Raw genomic sequence first — 21,274 nt, 5'->3', positions numbered from 1 at the left:
TATGCTAAAACCATAAAATGTGTTCAGGAGGAATGAGTATGATCAAAAAGGTTATATCATGTACGATTGTACTTTTTATATTAGGAACAGCAAGTGTCTTTGCAAACCCTGAAACAACTGTAGGGGAACCGATAGAGGAGCTTACCATGGCTGAAACAGCCCAATTGGCAGAGGAAGGTCTGCAGGTAATTACTCCTGAGCGAAACCTGACTATTAGTAAAAAGACCATGGTAGTGGAATTAACAGCCCAGGAGGGAATAGATATTACGGTTGAAGTATATTATAATGCAAGTCTGGAACTAGATAAGCAAAAATATGTGTTGGCTTATGACCCAATTAGTATGGAAATAGGCGCCTTAAAACGGGGCTGGGCTGAGGTTGAGCTTAAGAAGGGAAAAAATAAAATTGTTGTTACAGCAACCTATGAAGATGGCTCAACGGAGACCGTTACCCGGTATGTTGATGTGGAAGAGCTTGAGGAAGTAAAGAAAAAGTTGATGGAGGAAAATATTACCGACTCAAACAAATTGATAAAAACCATCACAGGGAGAAAGTAACTGGCGCTGGAGTGAGAAAAGATGAGTAGGGAAAAAATAAAAAGTCTAATATTATTGGTCCTGGTAATTTTAAGCTTTATGTTGACTCAAAGGATTTGGTTTGATTCATCCCTGTCTATTCTCCAGTCTGAAGCCAGTAATGAAAAGGAAAGACAGCATCATATTAAATCTGTTAGAAATGATCTAATTTCACCACAGCAAATTATTTTGGCCTTCGGCGGCGATAGCTTTGGTTCTGGTTCAAGGAACAATGATTATACAGTACTTAATGATCAAGAGATGAAGGTAGCTTGGCAGGAGGCCAAAAATCTTCTTCTCGATTTTTTTACAGGAGAATCTGATATTAAAATATCAACCTATGAGAAATACCTGCAAAATAGTCAGGGGGCTAAGTTTGTTGAGCTGGAATTTGGTGATAATATTCCATCGGTTTTGGTTTCAACGGTATTTGATGCCTATGACAGCAATATTGTACGGAATATACGGGAAATTAAGAAAATATTAATTCCTGCCCGCAACAAGGGAACCATTTTCATCCTCGGAAAGGATGATCATGTTTATGAGGTAACATTACCAGATTATGACAATACAAATTTAGAGGCATTTATAGATGAATATAACAATGAAAAAAGCTTTGTTAGGTATTATACCCTGTTTAGTAATTCTGTCAATAACCTGACCCCCATGCCACTAAATTATAATCGTTCAATACCTCAATATTTTGTGGAAAGTGAAATTGATGTGAAAAACGAGCAGGCAATCATTGAACGAACTAAAAAGTTTTTTAATGGCAATCTGGATTTCGTTAAGACGATTCGAGAAACCAGTGGTGCCGTGGTTTATTTATACGGCTATGGAGAAAGAAGTGTGCGAATCAACAGCAGAGGAAGACTTGAGTACAATGCAGAGGTTGGCAGTGTTTCCAGTAATAATGTGCTGGAATCCCTAGATGTAGCAGTTAACTTTGTGCTCGATCAGGGAGGCTTTCCAGAGGGAGCCTACCTAAAGGAAATCAGACAGCTTGATAAGAGCTATTACTTTGGCTTTGGGTACGACCTGGAGGGATATCCCCTGGTCTTTACCGGCAATAATATGAAACACCCTATTGAGGTGGAGGTTTATGGAAACAGCGTTAAATCCTATAGACGCTTTGTTAGAAAAAAAATGAGCTTGGCCCCGGTTTATGCTAGTGAAGGAATCCTGATACCCCCACGAATTATTGAAAGGAATATTGATTTATTTAAGGAACATTATCTTCAAGATCATCCAAAGGAAGCCAATTTAATAGAGGATAACGAAATATTAGAAAAAATTGAAGCATTACGATTGGTTTATTTTGATAAAACTGAGGAAGTAAAGATACAGTCATTGATTCCTTGCTGGACTTTTGAAATCAATGGGAGAGTGTACTATTTTGACAGCTATAGCGGAAAACTACTCCATAGTAGTCGTTTAAATTAGATGGTGGTGGGTAAACATGGATTGGTCTAAGGCAAAAAATATTTTAATTCTGGCTTTTATCATAACCAACATCTTTTTAATTTACCACATCGGAATGGATATTTTCTATAGCGATGAGCTGCGTCTGATCAGTGATGAATATATTGATTATGTGGAAAATGAGCTGACTCGGCATGGTATTACGGTTAAGGATGAAATTCCTAAGGAAATCTTTACGATGCCGGTACTGGTTGTAAAATATGAACTCTTTGACCATGAAGCCACGGCATTACAGCTTTTGGGAGAAGGCTATAGAAGGGTTGATGAAAACATCTATGAAAATGATCATGCTCAATTGATCATTGAAAGCAATAAACGGCTGAAATACAGCTTGACCGATAACACTGTTGTTGACTACCGTATTGATGATGAAAAGGCAGTAGAAATTAGTAATGAGTTTTTAAAGGAGCACAATCTATACCGAAATGATATCACTTTGAAGCAAGTATATTTGGGTACTGAAAAGGCCTATGGGGATACTCCTCTCTATAAGCTGGTTTACAATCAAACCTATAAAGGAAAATTTCTAGGCGAAAGCTATATTAATGTTTATGTAAACCATAAGGGGGTTGTGGGGATGGAAGCCATGCTTTTAAAGCCCGATAAGACCCAGAACCAAAAGGAAAGAACGATTCCTGCCACAGAGGCCCTGCTAAGAAAAATGAGTCACATTGTTAATGATCACAAGGAGGATGTTGTGATTAGTGATATTGAAATAGGCTATTATTTTAACCCCAACGATGTACAGTTTTCCACATGGCAGCAAATCGAATGGGCTACAGCCTTTCCCGCATGGAAAATAACATTAAAAAATGGTAAAAGCTATTATGTTGATGCGTTAAAGAATTAGGCTAATGATAAAAAAATAAAGGATTTTTGAATATAAAGTAGAAAAAGTATAATGGACTCTTTCTACTTTTTTTGTTATGATTTTTAAGGGTCCTGTATTATTTAGATGTTTTTAATTTCATTTAGCATTAGATATTATTACCATTAACAAATTGTAATCAAAATGATACAATAAAAATCGAAGTGAAATTATGTAAAATAAGGAATATTTAAATTTCAGATAATTGATTCAACCAGGAAAGACACCAGGGAAAAATAAACTAGAGGGTGGTGGATAGCTGACTTAGGTCAGTGAATATATGAGCAAGATACTTATCGAGGGCGGTAGAAAGTTGCAGGGTAAGGTTGAAATCGGAGGCTTTAAAAACGCCGCAGTGGCCATTATACCCGCCGCAGTTTTAGCAGGTGATAAATGTATTATTGAAAACCTGCCTAAAATCAGTGATGTAGGCACTTTGAGCAAAATATTGATAAACCTTGGGGCCAACGTGGTTCAAAGGGATTTAAATACACTGGAGATTGATACAACCAATATGGAGCGATGCTTTGCAGATTACGAGATTGCCAAGGAGCTTCGGGCCTCCTATTATCTTTTAGGGGCAGGGCTGGGCAGATTTAAACGGGCCAGGGTAGTGTACCCCGGAGGCTGTTCCATTGGTACAAGACCAATCGACCAACATATAAAAGGCTTTGAGGCCCTTGGAGCAAAGGTCTCTATTGAGCATGGCATTATTTCTGTTGAGGCGGATCGTTTAGTTGGGACTGAAATTTTCTTAGATGTAGTCAGTGTTGGGGCAACCATTAATATTATGCTGGCTGCCACCATGGCCGAGGGCTATACCGTAATAGAAAATGCCGCCAAGGAGCCCCATATTGTGGATGTGGCAAACTTCTTAAACTGTATGGGTGCCGACATTCGGGGGGCAGGTACAGATGTGATCAGAATAAAGGGTGTAAAGGCCCTGAAGGGCTGTCACCATATGGTTATCCCCGACCAAATTGAAGCGGGAACCTATATGATTGCGGCTGCCGCCACCGGCGGAGATGTCACACTAACCAATGTCATTCCGAAGCATTTAGAGGCTATTACGGCCAAGCTGAAGGAAATGGGAGTAGAAATTATAGAAAATGGTGATTCCCTCAGGGTAGTAGCCAATCGCCCCTTAAGAAATATCAATGTTAAAACCCTGGTTTATCCCGGCTTTCCCACCGATTTGCAGCAGCCTATGTCAAGTCTGTTGACCGTTGCAAAGGGAACGGGTATGGTGACAGAGACCATTTTTGAAGGGCGGTTTAAGCACGTTGATGAGCTAAAGAGAATGGGAGCCGACATCAAGGTTGAAGGTAGGGTCGCTGTTATTCAAGGGGTTAAAAAATTAATGGGCGCTAAGGTTTGTGCCAGTGATTTAAGGGCTGGTGCCGCCCTATTGGTGGCAGGCCTGATGGCAGAGGGTGAAACTGAAATTGAAAATGTTCATTTCATTGAGAGGGGCTATGACAAATTTGAAGAAAAGCTCATAAGCTTAGGAGGCCGTTTGAGGCGAATCTAGGTATAAAAATGTATCTCTCTTGTTGAGCATTGAGATATAAGAACTGGAGGCTAAATAATGACAGTGCGTTTTTGTTCATTGGCCAGTGGCAGCAGCGGTAATTGTCATATGATTACCGATGAACGCAGCTATCTATTGGTTGATGCGGGCCTAAGCGGAAAACAAATTCAGGGAAAGCTCCAGGAGGTGGGAGTAGACCCCAGTAGATTATCCGGTCTGCTGGTGACCCATGAGCATGCAGACCATATTCATGGAGCAGGAATCCTCTCCCGTCGATTCAATATTCCCATCTATGCCAATGAAGGTACCTGGGTGGGGATGGAGCATAAGCTGGGAAAAATCAGCCCAGAAAATATTCGGATTTTTAAAACCAACAACCCCTTTGAGCTGGGAGGCTTTACCGTAATGCCCTACAGCATTTCCCATGATGCCAATGACCCGGTGGGTTTTTCCTTTATCAATCGAGGGGTAAAGATTAGCATTACCACCGATTTAGGCTATATGACAGAGGACATTCAAAATCAGGTAAGGGATTCAGATCTCGTGGTTTTAGAATCGAACCATGATGAAGAAATGCTGAAGGCAGGGAGCTACCCCTACTATTTAAAGCGCAGAATTCTATCAAACCGTGGGCACCTTTCCAACGAAGCTGCCGGCAATGCCATAGTTGATTTAGTTAAAAAAAATGTGAAATTAATTATGCTGGCCCATTTAAGTCAGGAAAATAATTTTCCCGAGCTTGCCATGGCAACCATACAAGGCATATTAAAGGTAAATCAAATTGCAGTGGGCAGTGATATTAAGCTGGATTTAGCCTTAAGAGACAGGGTTAGTAATTTGTACGAGTTTTAAGATTAACTGAATAATCCTTTACATATTACTGAAATGAACATCATTTCAGTATTTTTTATGTAATTTATTAAAATTACTCATCTTGTCACAATACTGACACAATTTCCCTATATACTGTATATATGAAGACTTACAGAGAAACTGTTTAAAGGAGTGTTTAATATTAAGACAGCAGGGTAATTATAGTCAGCAATTTACCAAAAGCTACCTTTATTATTCATGAGTATTTCGCTGTTCACAATGACTGTAATTGGTAATAATAGCTACTAAAGGTGTAAATTAATTTGATTTATTTTTAATACATTAGGAGGTGCTTTACCATGGACATGAATAATCATAAACCCATGGATATGGAAGAGGATGACCAACAGCATACAAAGGAGCTTTACAATGAACCACAAGAAATACTGCAAGAACCGGAACCGATGAAGGAACCGACGGCAATAGAGCATACTGCTCCGATCACATTGGAAAAGCCAAACGACAGACCTGTCAAGAAAAAGTCTGGTATCAGGTACTTAATATTGATTTTGGTGGGGGCCCTGCTGGGTAGCGGGATTACCATGTCGGTTGGGTATTATTATTTACCGCAAATATTAAATTCACGGGGAGTTCCCCTGGGCGGATTACAGCAGCCCATTACGATTAATCCCAGCGCAGACATGTCGGTGTATTCTGCTGTGGCTAAAAAAGCCATGCCTTCAGTAGTAGGTATTACCACAATTACATTACAACGTGATTTCTTTGGTACTAGAAGGGTACCCAGTGTGGGGACCGGCGTAATTGTAGATGCCAGAGGCTACATTCTCACAAATTCCCACGTGGTTGGCGATGGGAATGCACAAGAGCTGACCGTGGTACTGCATGATGGGGAAAAAATCGGTGCCAAGGTGGTATGGCAGGATAGTGACATTGACCTGGCGGTGATTAAAGTAGAAGGCGTGGATCTGCCCGTGGCTGAGCTGGGAGACAGCGATTCACTGGAGGTAGGAGAAATTGCAGTGGCCATTGGAAACCCCCTGGGTTTGAACTTTGAAAGAACCCTGACTCAAGGGGTTATTAGCGGACTCAATCGAAATATTCCTGTTGATAATGGTAATACCATTGAAAACTTAATTCAAACCGATGCCTCTATTAACCCGGGTAACAGCGGTGGACCTTTGCTAAATGCAAAGGGCCAGGTAATTGGAATTAACACTGCTAAAATTCAAAGCGGTGAAGGCCTTGGCTTTGCCATCCCTATTAATACAGCGAGACCCATTGTGGAAGAAATCATTGAAAAAGGTGAATTTACAAGGGTTGTAGTGGGTATTTCGGGTATTAATGTCGATGTATTTGAAAGCTTAACCGGCACTAAGCTTCAAGCTGACACAGGGGTTTATGTAGCAGAGGTTATAGCCGATACAGCAGCAGACCGGGCCGGAATGATGGCAGGTGACATAATTATTAAGCTTGGTGATAAAGAGGTCGGTACCATGGGCTCGCTTCAACGGGAGCTTTATCAGTACAGACCTGGCGATCAAACCTCGATAACGGTCTTAAGAAATGGGCGAGAAGAGGTTTTACAGATTACCTTTGAATAATATGTAGAAAAATCAGGCCTTTGTGCCTGGTTTTTTTGATTTGTAAAAACAGGAAAATTACTATATAATGATTACCATAAAGTAATTGATGCCTGATGGAATGAAGCCTTTAAAATTACAGATAATAAATTTAATAACAATAATCCAAGTGTATTGGAGTGAAAAAAATGTACGTGGTTTGTAATAAGCATTTAGAGGAAGCGATAGATGAGTTTGTTGAGCTATATGAGCAGCCGCCTGATGTATATGAGCTAGATACCCTTTCCTTTTCAGACTGGACAGCACCAACCTCCTGTCATTTTTGCGAAAACGAGCCTAAATATCTAGTTGTCTAGCCGGGAATTACCTCGGCTTTTTTATTGACCTTTTAAGGAGTGGAAATACGTGAATATAACAATTTTAAGCGTTGGTAAGATAAAGGAAAAGTTTTATAGACAGGCCATTGATGAATACTCAAAAAGATTATCTCGATATTGTAAATTACAACTAATAGAGGTACCAGACGAAAAGGCCCCAGAAAATTTAATTGATGCTGAAATGGAAATAATTAAGGATAGGGAGGGGGAAGCGCTGCTTAAAAATGTAAAGGAGGGCAGTTATGTCATTGCCCTGGAAATACAAGGGAAAAGCCTCTCATCTGAGGGCCTTTCAGAGCAGCTCCAGCGATTAGCGCTATCGGGCAATAGCCAGGTATGCTTTATTATTGGGGGCTCCCTAGGTTTGGCAAAATCAGTTCTATCCCGTGCAGACTTCAAGCTGTCCTTTTCTCCCATGACCTTTCCCCATCAGTTAATGAAGGTAATCCTTTTAGAGCAGATTTATAGGGGGTTTAGGATTATGAGGGGTGAACCGTATCATAAGTAGTAGGACACTTTTTTCAAGTGGAAAGATTTATATAGAGATATAGTTTTATAATAACTTATAATATAGATTGGTGTTAGTATAAAAGCATGGACACGAAAAGTAGGATATAATATTTATATCTGAAAGGAAGTGTCCAAATGAAACAAAACGGTAAACGATATGATGATGATTTTAAAAGAATGCTAGTTGATCTCTACAATACAACTAATCATACTTTCAAGAGTCTCGAAAGCGAATATGGCGTAACAGCTACAACAATACAAAGATGGGTTAAGGATCTAACCCCTACTGATCCTACCGATGAAAATTCTCTAAGTCCTCGTGAAATTGCTGAACTCAAGAAGAAAATTGCACAGATAGAACAGGAAAATGAAATCTTAAAAAAGGCTATGGCCATATTAGCGAAAAAATAGATAAAAGTAGCATCTTCGAGACAATAGATATTATATCTAGCAAATATCCTATAAAATCAGTCTGTGAAACCTTAGGTGTTCCTCGTAGTTCTTATTACGATTTTCAAAAGCCTAAGGAATCTCCTAGAATCATTGAAAACAAACTAATTAAAGAGCATATCCTTCGAATCTATATGGAAAGTAAGGGCAGATATGGATCTCTCAAAATCCATAAACAGATGAAAAAGGAGAAGCTATTTGAAACGATACCAAGCCTCAAAAGGGTTCAACGACTCATGAGGAACATGGGTTTATTTGCTGTGGTCAGTAAGCGATTCAAATACAAGAATACGAAGTCAACCAATGAAGAATTGCCAAACCTACTAAAACAAGATTTCACAACAACTGGGCTGAACCAGAAGTGGGTTGCTGATATCACTTATATTCATACTATTCATGATGGTTGGTGCTACTTATCTTCTATTCTTGACCTACATAGTCAGAAAATAGTTGGCTATGAATTCAGCAAACGGATGGATGAATCTATTGTTCTAAAAGCTTTACAGAAAGCAATGCTAAGACAAGGGAACCCTAAAAATGTCATTATACATACCGACCGTGGAAGTCAGTATCTCAGTAAAAATTACATCCAGACCATGGAAAGTTATGAGGCCAAACGATCCTATAGTGCAAAAGGGAATCCATATGATAATGCAGTAATCGAGTCTTTTCATGCTATCTTGAAAAAAGAAGAAGTTTATCGTAGTACCTATAGAACCTATGAGGAGGCTAATTTGGCTTTATTTCAATTTATCGAGTCTTGGTACAACAACAAGAGAATTCATAGCAGCATTGGATATCTAACTCCGAATGAATTTGAGAAACTTGCTGCTTAAAATATCACACTTTTTGTGTCCAAACTATTGACCTAGATCCAAATAGATAAACCAACGAATCATATGATGTTGTAAAGTGCCTTTAAGACCGTGTTCTGTTTCAGGGAGGTTCATCACAGCAGTTTTACTATAGTATCGGATTACAGCCGTATTCCACTGCCACTAAATGGAGACTTAAGTAGAAATTATATAGAACAAGGGACTCTATATCCGGCCTTACATAAATTAGAAAAAAAGGGCTATATAACATCCTATTTAAAGGAGCAGGGTAAAGGGCCAGCAAGAACGTATTATAGATTAACAGTAGATGGTCATAAAGTATTAAGGCAGAAGACAAAAGAATGGAATGGTTTTGTTAAAATGATTAACGATGACAACCTTAATGGATAAGAAAGCTCGGTATCTCCAAAGTCTTCGCACTTCTTTGGCACATAGAATATAACGGAAATTGAGAATATACTTTTAGAATATGAGCTTCATATTCAGGATAAAATCCATCAACTAATGATATGTGGTGTAGATTACAAATGGGCGTTAGAATAGACCTTGGAAGAAATGTCCTTACCACAGGAAGTTGCCCGACTTTAGCAGTCGCTTTTTAGCTTTTATGAAAAAGTCACTTTACCTCTCTCTGGGCCCTCGTCAAATGATCATTTCCGCTTTAACATTTTAATATTTTTTATATATTTTCATTATAAAAATTATAAAAAAATGAATATTCTTAATTAGGGGTTTGATTTTTGGAAAAATAAGTAATATAATAAGGTTATACTTTTGCAATTAATAAATATATTTAAGGAATAACAAATTTTTTTTATTAACTATGTTAACGTTTGCAAATCCAAATAATACTATATTATAAATGTTATTTTTTATTATAAAATGTTAACGTTTGCAATAGGTCATCATCAATAATCGGATCTAGTTTTTTATATATGCATAATCACTAAAGCATAAGAAGGGAGGGAATAGAGACTAACTTCTTAAGATCACTTTGCAAAAAATAAGAAAATAATCAAGGGGGTATTTCAATTGAAACGCAAAAGGTTAATGTCAATGATGATATCGTTGTTTTTAATACTTTCAACGATGTTCTTAACGGGTTTTGCGCAAGACCAAATACTACCATCTGAAGACACCATATTCACTGAAGACTTCCAGGAAGCAACAACGGGAAATGTATTTACAGCATCCTATAGATCTATACCTAATGATTCTTCAAAACCAATGTATATTAGGAAAGGCGGAACTATAACTGTTGAAGATGAGCTATTAGTTTTAGGTCCCAGTAGTGGTGGAAGATTGACAATAGGTGCTTTATCTGATACAAATACAACTTCAAGCAGCACGCCAGGGGGAGTATTAGACCTGAGCCAGCCATATAAAATAATTATAAAAATTGCTGAAGTGGGTAGAGATACTGGTAAAAACTTTCAGGTATATGTAGATAATAATACAACCTCTCAAGGAAATTCAATTCATGGAGGCAGTTCAAAGGTTTTTCAGCAAAAACTTAGTGAGTTAGAACTGGGTGAGCTGACAATACAACCAACTGTAGGAACACAGACTTCATTTATTCAACTACGAACCGAAAGTGGAGGTAATATTAAAATAGACGAAGTAATAATACAAAGATTAGTTGAAATCGAAGATCCTGAAGAACCCCCGTATCCAGAAGACCCTGAGGATCCAGTAGACCCTGGAAGGCCCACTGACCCAGAGAATCCAATAGATTTACCAGAAGGAATCTTTGCTTTGACAGGCTATGCTACGTTAAATGGTGGTACAACAGGCGGGTTTGTACCAGCCAATGGAGAAGAACCTGTAATTGTTACGGCAACTACTGGAGAAGAATTAGAAGGATTTTTAAAATATAAAAGAGATGCTAAGAAATATCAAGACAGAGGTACAATCAATAAGGAGACTGGCGAGGTTTGGGTTGATCCCCCTATGATTATTTATATTGACGGCCCCGTTACCCATGACAATTCACGCAGTAGTAAAATTGATGTTAAGGAAGTTGAAAATTTATCTATTATTGGTGTGGCCGACAGAGGAGAATTTGATGGTATAGGAATAACCATAAGTCGAGCTAATAATATTATAATTAGAAACCTATCTATACATCATGTTCGAGGGGGTTCATCTACTGCGATAGAAATAACAGAATCTAGCCATAATATATGGATTGATCACAATGATTTTTATAGTGAATTAGATGTAGGCAAAGATTATTACGATGGCTTGGTCGATATAAAAAGAAATGCAGAATATATTACGGTTTCTTGGAACAGATTTTACAATCATAATAAAACAATGTTAGTAGGGCATACAGATAATGAAGGTTTAAAGCCAGATAAAATAACATATCATCATAATTACTTTTTTAATCTTAACTCAAGGGTACCATTAATCAGATATGCTGAAGTTCATATGTTTAATAACTACTCTAAAGATATTGTCGATACTGGAATAAATGCTAGAGTAGGGGCTAAAGTAAGAGTAGAAAATAATTATTTTGATAATGTTGGGGCAGGAACAATTGACTCTGCCACAGGGCAAAGGAAAGGGCCTTTAGGGTGGTTTTATGGTAGTCCAAGTACAGGTTACTGGCATGTAAGTGGAAATGTGTTTATTAACTGTCCGGTTAGTGAATACGAATCCACAACAACAATGAATATTCCATACAATTATAGTAGTGTGCTACATTCGGCAGAAGAGGCTAGAGATTTAGTATTACAGTACGCTGGGGTAGGGGTGATTGATGGCTTAGAGCCTCCAGCAATTGAATAACCTGCATACCTATAAAGCTCCAGTTTTAATGTAGTAAATTCCTGACCTTTCACTATCCATATAATGAGTAATATAAAAACAAACCCGAAGCTCAAAGCATCGGGTTTGTTTTTATAGATAAAGAAATCAATGATAGACCTTAAGGGTTATTTGATACCCCATGACAAAAACAATTGACTGGATAAATACCACATTTCCCCCAACCTGGATTGCGGGAAATTTTCATATACGAAAATTGTTCAGCGATTTAGGTATATATCAAAAAATAGATAAAAAACTATTGCATATAACGTTACGTAATATGATTTAATTAAAATGAGGAGTGATGGGAATGAAGGAAAAGAAGCGGTTTTCCATTGGCGAAATAGCAAAATTAACCGGTGTGTCCATCAGAACCCTGCAATATTACGACAATATTGGGCTTGTACCATTAAATAAAGAGGTTACGAATGGACGCAGGTTTTATGATGAGTTAGATTTGGCTAAACTTCAGCAGGTTTTATTCTATAAATCCTTAGGGCTTCCCATTAAGGAAATTAAAGACCTTGTTATTGAAGCAGTTACAGCCGATCAAATTGCTTCTGTTCTCAAGAAACAGCGGCAGGCTTTCTATCGAAAATTAATGGATATGAAGATGAATATATCGTTAATCGAGGCTAGTATTAAAAATTTAGAAAATAAAAAAGGTGTATTTTCCGGTGAATTGATTCAATTGATGATTTCCCTGAATAGGGATACAATCCTTGAATATAAAGAAATTCAATATGATGATAAAACAGAAGGTATTTTTATGAAATACTATGAAGATACTGAGGAAGTAATAGAAACCTATTGGTGCTGGAAAGCCCTTATATTAGAAGCAACTACACATATTTTTAACGGAGTTGACCCTAAAGGAGAAGAGGGGCAGTCCTTTGCAAAAAAGTGGATAGAGATGGTTGCCAATATTACAAAGGGTAAACTGGATTTACTGAATGCCCATAAAGTAGCCTACAATAATCGTGACCAATGGCCAGAGGAAGATCGCCGATTAATGGAGTTTACGGATGAATTTATTGACAAGGCCCTAGAAGCCTATCTGACAATCGATGAGAAGGGAGAGAAGCAGAATGATTGAAATAAAAAATCTTAGTAAAAAATATCAAGATAAGATTGCAGTAGAGAATCTATCCTTTGATATTATGCCCGGGGTAGTGACGGGTTTTTTGGGACCGAATGGGGCTGGAAAATCAACAACAATGAAGATGATTTTAAATTTGATCAGGCCCTCCAATGGAGAGGTAAGGATTGATGGAAAGCACTATATAGAACTGGAGCAGCCCATTTCAAAAATTGGAGCATTAATTGATGCCGATGCAGTCAATCCTAAGCTAACCGCAGAGCAGCATCTGCAATTAATAGCCACAGCAAGTGAAATTTCAGCTTCAAGGGTTGATGAAATCCTTCAAAGAGCAGGATTAGAAAAGGTAAGGCGTAAACAAATAGGTGAATACTCCCTGGGAATGAAGCAACGTTTAGGGATTGCAGCAGCACTCCTTGGAAATCCAGCGACGGTTATATTAGACGAACCCTTTAATGGCTTAGATGTTGATGGTATAAAGTGGCTCCGTAATTTGACTAGAGATTTAGCCAGGGCAGGAAAGGCTGTCTTAATATCAAGCCATTTAATGGGTGAGATTCAGGCAATAGCTGAAAGAGTCATCGTTCTGGCCCAAGGCAAGCTCATTGCAGATATGACTATAGAGGAAATGTCTAAAAAGAGCTTTAGCAGCTATTTAAGCGTTAGAAGCGAAAATAATCTTAAATTGCAAGAATTGCTCAGAAAGAAGGGAGCATTCATTCAGCAAATAGAGCAGGATCAATTAATTGTTAGAAATCTGGAGATGGAAGAGGTAGGTACTGCGGCAAAGGAAGGCAATCTTGCAATATTTGAGCTTACAAAGGTGCAGCCTTCCCTGGAACAGCTTTTTACAGAGCTCACAGATGGTAAAGTTGATTATATCTCTGAAAAAAACCAATACAAAGAAGGGGTGAGGATAGATGACCGTTAAATTAAAGAAGGTTTCCTTTAAGAATTTAATTAAAGCAGAGTATCAGAAAGTTATGTTTCTAAAATTCTCAAAGACCTTTCTAGGTATTTTAGTGCTTACCAGCCTAGCCATGGGTTTGATTTTTTCCCTTACAACCAATGTGACCCAGGGGAAATCAATAGCACAGATGTCTCCCACAAATATAATATCTGCCAGTATGTTGGGGATAGACGTTGCCGCCATTATGTTAATCATTTTTACTGCCCTTTCCATATCAAGTGAATTCTCAACAAAATTAATTCATGTTTCATTAGCAGTAACGCCAAACCGAAAAAGATTTTACTATAGTAAGTTTCTTACCTATGGTTTATTGGCCGTAGTAATAAGTCTACTTGTCACCTTTTTAACATTTATTGCAGGGCAATTGGTACTAGTTTCCAACGGGGTCCCCATGGCTTCTCTTAAGGATAATTCCTTAGTAAAGCTTATAATTGGAAGTGCAGTGATGCCGGTTTTCTATTGCTTATTGACTGTAGCAGCAACCTTTATCTTTAGAAGTAGTGCAGGGGGAATTACCTTTTCCCTGGCTGTCATGTTTATTCCTGCCCTAATTAAAATGTTCTCAAAGAACATCCAAGGGCTAATTTTACCAATTTTACCCCAGTCATCTTTACACAGCTTATCAGGAATTGTTTCTGAAAACCCATATGAATTGCTGGGGAATGGTACCAGTATTCTTCTATTACTTCTGTGGATTGGGATTACTTCTGCTATAGGAATCTTCCAGTTAGTAAGAAAGGATGTTTAAAAATTGAGGAAGAGCAGTGCAGCAATAATCATAGCAACCCCAATAATTGAGACGATGGAGATGATTATTTCAGTTTTCTTTTTAATAACCAAGAGACAGTATTGTTTTATTATAAAGAAGATTAGGTAAAATATAATGAAGTATATGATCCATATTGAAACGCAATAATTTTAAAGTATTCACATAACCTCAGACTAACCTGAGGTTTTTATTTTCATTAAATTGTATTGACTTAATTTAACAAAGATGATATTTTATATTCAACAAGTTAAATATAATTAATTAAATATAACATATTTAATACAAGAAGGAGGGATATAATCTATGAGCTTAAGGTATGGATTATTGGGGCTATTATGCTATCAAAGGATGACAGGATATGAATTAAACAAAACCTTTGAAACATCATTGCAGTTTATGTGGAATGCTAAAGCCAGTCAAATATATAGGGAGCTTTTAAAAATGCAGGATGAAAAATTAGTAACCTCACAAATTGAAATACAGGATAAAAAGTTTGATCGAAAGGTTTACTCCATAACCCCATTGGGAAAAAAGGCCTTCGAGGAATGGGTTAAAAAGTTTCCCCAGGATCTGCTAGCTCCTATTAGAGATGAATTCATTATGCGTATCTTTTTTGGTGAAACAATCGGGTTAGAAAACTTGTTGTTTGAAATTCAGAGGTTTAAAAAGCAACAGGAGGAGGAGCTTGAAATTTTATCTGTGGTTGAAAAATCGGCTAAGGAGTCTTCCATAGAGGATGGATTGGAGGAATCGCTATTTTATTGGACTTTAACCATTAATAGGGCAAGAAAAAGTATTATTGCTGAAATAGAGTGGGCCAATGAAACAATAGCATTAATTAAGAGCAAAAAGGGGGAATCTTAAATGAGGTATATTGAAAAAATAAAGGAGTTACCGATTACATGGGGGATTTTTATCATATCATCCCTTGTATTTCTTGTAGCCCGAATAACAGATCCTGAAAATATAAGATTTTTAGCCTTAATCTATCATGAGTTTTCTCAAAGATGGTATACCATTATTTCTTATGCTGTTGTTCATATAGAGTGGTATCATATCCTATTAAATATGGCTGTCTTGATATTCGTTGGCTCCTGGGTAGAAAAGCTGCTGGGACAAAAAAGGTTTTTCATTTTAATTATACTTTGCACTTTAGCCGGAGGCGTTTCTCTAATCGCACTGAACACCAGTGGTATTGGCTTTAGCGCTGCAGGCTTTGGAATTCTAACCTATTACCATCTGGCTTTCCCATGGGAAAGGGAACTTCCCTTTAATTTGCCTAATATCATTTTACCTGTTTCTTTACTTGTAATTTCAGTCTTGGCAATTGTTTTTCAATGGCTTCCCTCTGTAGGGCATTACCCCCATATTGCAGGAGCAGTAACAGGAGCTTTATTGCTGCCGCTGTTTCGTAAAAAACACAGGGAAATATAGTCTTAAGATATTGCTAAAAACAGTATAAAATATAAACCATATAGCTATGTTGTCATCAGTTGCCATTTTCTGCTGAGCTTCCTCCCTGGCCCCTATGAGATTTCCTGAAAGAATTACAATAAAAATAGCCGAATTAGACTTTGAAGATTTTATGCAAAGTACGGTTATAATTAAAATTGATGGGACTTTAGAAAGCTAATTACTAATTTAAATAATAATCGCCTATAAGGTAAATATACCTTCCTTATAGGCGATATCCTTATAAAGGGGGAAAACTTAATTATATGAATTTAAAAATGAACACCATGGCTTTTTTTCTTATTAGTATATTCACTGCTATTTGTGTATCGTCAATCTCTCTAGTTACTACAATTGAAGAAAATATATTACTTTCTAGAATTAGTCGAGGAGACTATGGTAAGGATGCAATACATTTTTCCATAGATCAAGAAAGTTGGAGTTATAAAAACCTAGTTGATATAGCTCAATACAGTAACTTTAATGATTTTACTCTCATTTATGATGATTATGAAAAAAATCTAAGACAAATTTACATAAAGGGTAGAAGTGACTCACCACCTATAATAACAGGTCGTTATTTTTCTTCAAATGACTTTAATAATGGACAGTCAGTTGCTGTAATTGGCCAAAATCGGCTACAAGAAGTAATAAAAAAGAACGGAAAACAGTGGATAAAGGTTGAAGATAAGTTGTTCGAGGTTATAGGCGTAATGGGTTATCATATAGCCACCTTACTTGATGATAGGATAATTGTAAATGCAGATGCAATTTTTCAGAAGGGAAGAAATAATATCTATATTTTAGATGTTTATTCAGGAAATATGAAGTATTCAAGTTTAGACATATATAATGGACTAAAAGAGATGTGTACAGTAGATAACTTAACACCAATAAGACAAATAGATATTGACCCTATTGGTGTAGATAGATTATTTAAGAATTTAATAAGCAATACAATTGTGTATGCGCTTTTGATGATTTCTTTTATCCTCTGTAGTATCTCCATATCTATTGAGTGGATAAGCAAGCAACGAAATAAAATCGCAGTTATGCGGTTAATCGGATGGAATGATAGGAAACTGAAACTGTATATTTATAAACATTATCTTTTCTTTGCTATTTTAGGTGTAGGAATGGGTCTAATATTTATCACACTTTCAGATATTAAAATTACAAATATGATATCTATTATTATTATATCTATAATTAATATAATATTGGGATGGTTAATAACAGTACCACCCATTAAAAAAATGCTAAAAATATCAGTAACAGAGGTGATGAGGTGATGGCTATAGGAAAATTAAACTGGGAGATAACATGTAATGAAATTAAAAGAAATGTTAAAAAGAACATTATTATAACTTTAATATTAATATTACAATGTACTGTATGTTTTACTCTTATTGCACTAGTAATAGCAAATACATTAACTGCATCTTCTAGCGTAAACCACCTCAAAGAGTATATAGGCAATAAATCGTACTATTCCCTGCATGATGATGCTGATGATGATGGTAGTTATCAAAAATATATAAATTCTGAGTTAGAATATTTTAAACTCTATAAATTTGTAGACGAATTAAGGAATAACAAAGACTTTTCATTTATCAGTACTATTATCCAACCTGTAGAACTTTTTGGAAAGGACATTCCAGAAAAATTTCGGTATGGATATGAAGAGGGGATAATAGAAGAGCCCTTTATACTGGATAATGAATTTTTAATTGGTGTAAAAAGTGTCCAAGTATCTAAAAATGTATTTTCTGAGTTTGATATTTCTGTAGATGAAGGTAGAAGTTTTTTAGAACAAGACTTTGTATTGGGAAACGATGGTCGTGGAAAAGTGATTCTTGGAAATCAATATAAGGATTATTATGGTATAGGAGATAGTTTTGAATGTATCTATTTATTTGAAAAAATGAGTTTTGAAGTAATTGGATTTTTACCGCCTGATACTTATATACCAAGGAATGGTAGACTATTATATGTGGATAGATATATAATAATACCAGCATTTTCAGAAATAGATATTGATAGATATCAAGACCTTGCTCAAATTGCATTGTTGCAGCAAGCTAATGGGCAGATAGTTACTTCAAAAACAAATCTTGATGTACCAAGGCTTGTAAATGATTTATCTGATAAATATAATACCTTACGATTTAGAGTGTTTGAAATAGGAAAAACAGAGGTCTTTAATACAATAACATTATCAGATGAAATCGTTAAAAAAATTTTATTAATAGCTATTATATTGATAATTTTTACTGTGGTAGGGCTATCAACAAGTATTTTAGGTCGGGTACGAGAAAATTATTATAGATATGGTGTACACTTAATAAGCGGCGCTACTTTACCTGACATTATATATCAAATGGTAGGGATAATATTATTTATAATTGGTTGTGCTCTTTTTACTTCTTTAATAATTTCTATTATTTTAACTGGATTTGGCTTGCAATTAATCATGGTTATATTTGTAGCAATGATTGTATTTATATTAGCAAGTATTATACCTACTATTATAATAAATAGGCTAGATATAAATCATTTGATTAGGAGGAAAGAATAATGACGATTATAAGGCTAAATGAAATAAATAAACATTATGGTAAGGATCAAGCTAAGATTTATGCATTAAAAAACATCTCCCTTTCAATTGAAGCAGGTGAAATGATAGCAATTGTTGGGAAAAGTGGCTCTGGTAAATCCACACTATTAAATATTATAGGCGGGCTAGACATCCCTAATAGTGGACAATATTTGTTCGAAGGTAAGGAGATTAGCGGATTAAAACCAAATGCATTAGCAGAATTTCGTCGCCAAAACATTGGTTTTATTGTTCAGCATTTTGCATTGATAGATGATATGACGATATTTGATAATGTTGCATTACCTTTAAGATACAATAGACTATCAAGTACAAAAATTAAAGAAGTTGTTAAGGAAATACTAGAAAAAATGGAAATTAGCGATAAAATGAACTTATATCCACCACAACTTTCAGGTGGACAATGTCAACGTGTAGCAATTGCAAGAGCATTAGCCTGTAATCCAGTAGTATTACTTGCAGATGAACCAACAGGAGCTTTGGATGAAAAAACAAGTTTACATATATTGGAGATATTTAAAAAGCTAAATGAACAAGGTATTACTATTATTATAGCGACTCATGATAAGGATATTGCAAACTCATGTAAAAAAATTATTCAGTTGAATGATGGTATGCAGAATAATGAAATTTTACTTCACAATCATTTATCTTAGACTATTTGGGTATTATATCATGTAGGCATCTCTTAAATCCATAGTTATCTGATATCTATTTGTGGGATAATCTCCTTAGATTAAAAATGTTATCTAAGGAGGTAATTATGTCTCCATCAAAAATATGACCTAGATGGAAGGATCACTTCACTTCCAGTTTCTCAAAGAGCTTTTTATTGTTTGTATTCAAACTATTGGAGAAACAATAGCTTGAGTCTAGATTTTAACATAGGGTCTTAATTTATTCTTACTTGTTTTGATGGTATCCTGCTAGATGCCCTTATTTCCTGATAGACAGTAATAATATATTAAATCTCCTTTTCCTATTGGGCTTCTACCTAGGTCATAAGACACATCTTTTTATTTTCAAATCGACTCGACTTGGTAACTCTCCTTTTTCTCCTTTGTCAATCTATGATCCTGTTTTTATAACTATATTGAAACTGATATAATATTGTGATCAGTGAACTAAAAGCTCATTACAATTATCCGTAGGGCATTACCCCCATATTGCAGGGGCAGTAACAGGAGCTTTATTGCTGCCGCTGTTTCGTAAAAAACACAGGGAAATATAGTCTTAAGATACTGCTAAAGACAGTGGCCTCCATATCCTGGTCTGTAGAGATACAATACAAATGGGTATGCCCTAATACCATAAAACTCTATAAAATTCTACCAGAAGAAAAAAAATATCAAGGCAGGATTTCAATCAATAAAAACAGAAGCGTATTATATAATAGTTTTTAGAAAGGATGTGGGATAATGGCAGATATCTATATAAACTATGGTACAAATTTACAGGAAATGACCTTTAAGCTGATGGAGGCTGCGGAGATTGGACAAAAATTAAAACCAAATATAAAGGTTGGTATTAAGCCAAACTTGGTTGTTTCAAGGCCAGCCGATGAAGGCGCCACCACCCATCCAGAAATTGTAGAGGGAATCATTCAATATGTGCAGGCGGCAGGGGTTAAGGATATTAGCATTTTGGAAGGCTCATGGGTGGGAGATAGTACAAAACGGGCTTTCGTTAACTGTGGCTATGCTGCCCTAGCAGAAAAATATGGTGTTCGATTGATAGATACCAAGCAGGATAAGGTAATCAAGATAAACCACCAGGGGATGGCCTTGAACGTCTGTGAAAGTCCCCTTAAGGTGGATTATTTGATTAATGTGCCCGTACTCAAGGGGCATTGTCAAACCGGAATGACCTGCTGTATTAAAAATCTCAAGGGCTGTATACCCGACAGTGAAAAAAGGCGTTTTCATACAATGGGATTGAATAAACCCATTGCAGCCCTGGGAAGTGTTCTAAAGCCGGCATTACATATCGTTGATTCTGTATGTGGTGACCTATCCTTTGAAGAAGGGGGAAATCCGGTGACGGCCAATCGAATTATGCTGGGCTTTGATCCGGTGCTTTTAGATTCCTTTGGAGCCCAGCTAATGGGATACCAGCCAGATGAAATTGAACATTTGCGACTTGCTAAAATTGATGGTGTAGGCAGCTACGCAGGGGCTGATACGGAAATTCTTGAACTGAATGCCCACAACAAGCCCCAGGTTTGTAGGCAGCATAGCAATACAGTAAAACGCCTTAGCCGTTATATAGAAGCCGACAGTGCTTGTTCCGCCTGCTATGCTGCTCTTATTTATGCCCTTGATAAGGCAGGTGGAGTCGAGGGGCAGAAATTCAAGATTGGGCAGGGTTTTCAAGGAATACAGCTAGAGGGAATCGGCATAGGCAATTGTACGTCAGGGTGTAGCACCTATGCAAAGGGGTGTCCCCCTAGGGCAAGTGATATTGCAGAGATGATCAGACGGCTAAGGTAGATAGGTCTAACAAACCAGGGG

General features: G+C 36.7%; 20 protein-coding genes. All 20 read left to right on the top strand.

Features of this window, described 5'->3' with window-relative positions:
- Nucleotides 1-38: 38 nt before the first annotated feature.
- The 20 genes from ACYQ1I_RS05870 to ACYQ1I_RS05775 all read left to right on the top strand — a co-directional run bounded on the left by ACYQ1I_RS05870 (nucleotide 39) and on the right by ACYQ1I_RS05775 (nucleotide 21,253).
- On the top strand, nucleotides 39-557 hold the full coding sequence (locus tag ACYQ1I_RS05870) for a hypothetical protein (protein ID WP_459763315.1): 519 nt from the start codon (nucleotides 39-41) through the stop codon (nucleotides 555-557).
- 21 nt (nucleotides 558-578) lie between these two features.
- Nucleotides 579-2,018: a two-component system activity regulator YycH gene (yycH, locus tag ACYQ1I_RS05865; protein WP_459763313.1), complete on the top strand. Its 1,440-nt coding sequence runs from the start codon at nucleotides 579-581 to the stop codon at nucleotides 2,016-2,018.
- A gap of 16 nt (nucleotides 2,019-2,034) precedes the next feature.
- Nucleotides 2,035-2,907 carry a two-component system regulatory protein YycI gene (gene yycI, locus ACYQ1I_RS05860; protein ID WP_459763311.1) on the top strand — a complete coding sequence of 291 codons (873 nt, stop codon included), beginning with the start codon at nucleotides 2,035-2,037 and terminating at the stop codon, nucleotides 2,905-2,907.
- Nucleotides 2,908-3,205: 298 nt separating this feature from the next.
- Nucleotides 3,206-4,456, top strand: a complete 1,251-nt coding sequence (murA, locus tag ACYQ1I_RS05855) for a UDP-N-acetylglucosamine 1-carboxyvinyltransferase (protein ID WP_459763309.1) — start codon at nucleotides 3,206-3,208, stop codon at nucleotides 4,454-4,456.
- 57 nt (nucleotides 4,457-4,513) lie between these two features.
- The gene (locus ACYQ1I_RS05850; RefSeq protein ID WP_459763307.1) at nucleotides 4,514-5,308 is read left to right on the top strand and encodes an MBL fold metallo-hydrolase; all 795 of its coding nucleotides are present in this window, start codon (nucleotides 4,514-4,516) and stop codon (nucleotides 5,306-5,308) included.
- A 320-nt stretch (nucleotides 5,309-5,628) separates the two neighbouring features.
- Complete coding sequence (htrA, locus tag ACYQ1I_RS05845; RefSeq protein WP_459763305.1) at nucleotides 5,629-6,891, top strand: serine protease HtrA; 1,263 nt, start codon at nucleotides 5,629-5,631, stop codon at nucleotides 6,889-6,891.
- A 167-nt stretch (nucleotides 6,892-7,058) separates the two neighbouring features.
- Nucleotides 7,059-7,226 carry a CxxH/CxxC protein gene (locus tag ACYQ1I_RS05840; protein WP_459763303.1) on the top strand — a complete coding sequence of 56 codons (168 nt, stop codon included), beginning with the start codon at nucleotides 7,059-7,061 and terminating at the stop codon, nucleotides 7,224-7,226.
- Nucleotides 7,227-7,275: 49 nt separating this feature from the next.
- Nucleotides 7,276-7,755, top strand: a complete 480-nt coding sequence (rlmH, locus tag ACYQ1I_RS05835; RefSeq protein WP_459763301.1) for a 23S rRNA (pseudouridine(1915)-N(3))-methyltransferase RlmH — start codon at nucleotides 7,276-7,278, stop codon at nucleotides 7,753-7,755.
- A 137-nt stretch (nucleotides 7,756-7,892) separates the two neighbouring features.
- Nucleotides 7,893-9,043, top strand: a protein-coding gene (locus ACYQ1I_RS05830; RefSeq protein ID WP_459763299.1) for an IS3 family transposase whose coding sequence is annotated in 2 segments (ribosomal slippage) — nucleotides 7,893-8,130 and nucleotides 8,130-9,043 — 1,152 coding nt in all. Because the reading frame shifts where the segments join, the coding sequence is not laid out codon by codon here.
- A gap of 90 nt (nucleotides 9,044-9,133) precedes the next feature.
- A complete protein-coding gene (locus ACYQ1I_RS05825; protein WP_459763297.1) occupies nucleotides 9,134-9,433 on the top strand; it encodes a PadR family transcriptional regulator in 300 nt (99 codons plus the stop codon).
- Between the two features lie 642 nt (nucleotides 9,434-10,075).
- Nucleotides 10,076-11,836 (top strand): pectate lyase family protein, encoded by a 1,761-nt coding sequence (locus ACYQ1I_RS05820; RefSeq protein WP_459763295.1) that lies wholly within the window; start codon nucleotides 10,076-10,078, stop codon nucleotides 11,834-11,836.
- Nucleotides 11,837-12,167: 331 nt separating this feature from the next.
- Nucleotides 12,168-12,953, top strand: a complete 786-nt coding sequence (locus ACYQ1I_RS05815; protein WP_459763293.1) for a MerR family transcriptional regulator — start codon at nucleotides 12,168-12,170, stop codon at nucleotides 12,951-12,953.
- Nucleotides 12,946-13,887 carry an ABC transporter ATP-binding protein gene (locus ACYQ1I_RS05810; RefSeq protein ID WP_459763291.1) on the top strand — a complete coding sequence of 314 codons (942 nt, stop codon included), beginning with the start codon at nucleotides 12,946-12,948 and terminating at the stop codon, nucleotides 13,885-13,887. The genes ACYQ1I_RS05815 and ACYQ1I_RS05810 overlap by 8 nt, the downstream gene beginning before the upstream one ends.
- Nucleotides 13,877-14,674 carry a hypothetical protein gene (locus tag ACYQ1I_RS05805; RefSeq protein WP_459763289.1) on the top strand — a complete coding sequence of 266 codons (798 nt, stop codon included), beginning with the start codon at nucleotides 13,877-13,879 and terminating at the stop codon, nucleotides 14,672-14,674. The genes ACYQ1I_RS05810 and ACYQ1I_RS05805 overlap by 11 nt, the downstream gene beginning before the upstream one ends.
- Before the next feature lie 324 nt (nucleotides 14,675-14,998).
- Nucleotides 14,999-15,559, top strand: coding sequence for a PadR family transcriptional regulator (locus tag ACYQ1I_RS05800; RefSeq protein WP_459763287.1), 561 nt, complete (start codon nucleotides 14,999-15,001; stop codon nucleotides 15,557-15,559).
- Nucleotides 15,560-16,129, top strand: coding sequence for a rhomboid family intramembrane serine protease (locus ACYQ1I_RS05795; protein ID WP_459763285.1), 570 nt, complete (start codon nucleotides 15,560-15,562; stop codon nucleotides 16,127-16,129).
- Between the two features lie 284 nt (nucleotides 16,130-16,413).
- Nucleotides 16,414-17,439 carry an ABC transporter permease gene (locus ACYQ1I_RS05790; protein WP_459763283.1) on the top strand — a complete coding sequence of 342 codons (1,026 nt, stop codon included), beginning with the start codon at nucleotides 16,414-16,416 and terminating at the stop codon, nucleotides 17,437-17,439.
- Nucleotides 17,439-18,725 carry a hypothetical protein gene (locus ACYQ1I_RS05785; RefSeq protein ID WP_459763281.1) on the top strand — a complete coding sequence of 429 codons (1,287 nt, stop codon included), beginning with the start codon at nucleotides 17,439-17,441 and terminating at the stop codon, nucleotides 18,723-18,725. Before ACYQ1I_RS05790 ends, ACYQ1I_RS05785 begins: the two co-directional genes overlap by 1 nt.
- Nucleotides 18,725-19,420 carry an ABC transporter ATP-binding protein gene (locus ACYQ1I_RS05780; RefSeq protein WP_459763279.1) on the top strand — a complete coding sequence of 232 codons (696 nt, stop codon included), beginning with the start codon at nucleotides 18,725-18,727 and terminating at the stop codon, nucleotides 19,418-19,420. The genes ACYQ1I_RS05785 and ACYQ1I_RS05780 overlap by 1 nt, the downstream gene beginning before the upstream one ends.
- 762 nt (nucleotides 19,421-20,182) lie before the next feature.
- Nucleotides 20,183-21,253: a DUF362 domain-containing protein gene (locus tag ACYQ1I_RS05775; protein WP_459763277.1), complete on the top strand. Its 1,071-nt coding sequence runs from the start codon at nucleotides 20,183-20,185 to the stop codon at nucleotides 21,251-21,253.
- Nucleotides 21,254-21,274 lie beyond the last annotated feature (21 nt).

The organism is Alkaliphilus crotonatoxidans, from assembly GCF_054658015.1.
This window is presented reverse-complemented; position numbering and strand designations above follow the sequence as displayed.

Coding starts and splice junctions, on each gene's coding strand:
- ACYQ1I_RS05870 (WP_459763315.1), top strand. CDS start 39: ATGATCAAAAAGGTTATATCATGTACGATTGTACTTTTTATATTAGGA.
- yycH (WP_459763313.1), top strand. CDS start 579: ATGAGTAGGGAAAAAATAAAAAGTCTAATATTATTGGTCCTGGTAATT.
- yycI (WP_459763311.1), top strand. CDS start 2,035: ATGGATTGGTCTAAGGCAAAAAATATTTTAATTCTGGCTTTTATCATA.
- murA (WP_459763309.1), top strand. CDS start 3,206: ATGAGCAAGATACTTATCGAGGGCGGTAGAAAGTTGCAGGGTAAGGTT.
- ACYQ1I_RS05850 (WP_459763307.1), top strand. CDS start 4,514: ATGACAGTGCGTTTTTGTTCATTGGCCAGTGGCAGCAGCGGTAATTGT.
- htrA (WP_459763305.1), top strand. CDS start 5,629: ATGGACATGAATAATCATAAACCCATGGATATGGAAGAGGATGACCAA.
- ACYQ1I_RS05840 (WP_459763303.1), top strand. CDS start 7,059: ATGTACGTGGTTTGTAATAAGCATTTAGAGGAAGCGATAGATGAGTTT.
- ACYQ1I_RS05815 (WP_459763293.1), top strand. CDS start 12,168: ATGAAGGAAAAGAAGCGGTTTTCCATTGGCGAAATAGCAAAATTAACC.
- ACYQ1I_RS05810 (WP_459763291.1), top strand. CDS start 12,946: ATGATTGAAATAAAAAATCTTAGTAAAAAATATCAAGATAAGATTGCA.
- ACYQ1I_RS05805 (WP_459763289.1), top strand. CDS start 13,877: ATGACCGTTAAATTAAAGAAGGTTTCCTTTAAGAATTTAATTAAAGCA.
- ACYQ1I_RS05800 (WP_459763287.1), top strand. CDS start 14,999: ATGAGCTTAAGGTATGGATTATTGGGGCTATTATGCTATCAAAGGATG.
- ACYQ1I_RS05795 (WP_459763285.1), top strand. CDS start 15,560: ATGAGGTATATTGAAAAAATAAAGGAGTTACCGATTACATGGGGGATT.
- ACYQ1I_RS05790 (WP_459763283.1), top strand. CDS start 16,414: ATGAATTTAAAAATGAACACCATGGCTTTTTTTCTTATTAGTATATTC.
- ACYQ1I_RS05785 (WP_459763281.1), top strand. CDS start 17,439: ATGGCTATAGGAAAATTAAACTGGGAGATAACATGTAATGAAATTAAA.
- ACYQ1I_RS05780 (WP_459763279.1), top strand. CDS start 18,725: ATGACGATTATAAGGCTAAATGAAATAAATAAACATTATGGTAAGGAT.
- ACYQ1I_RS05775 (WP_459763277.1), top strand. CDS start 20,183: ATGGCAGATATCTATATAAACTATGGTACAAATTTACAGGAAATGACC.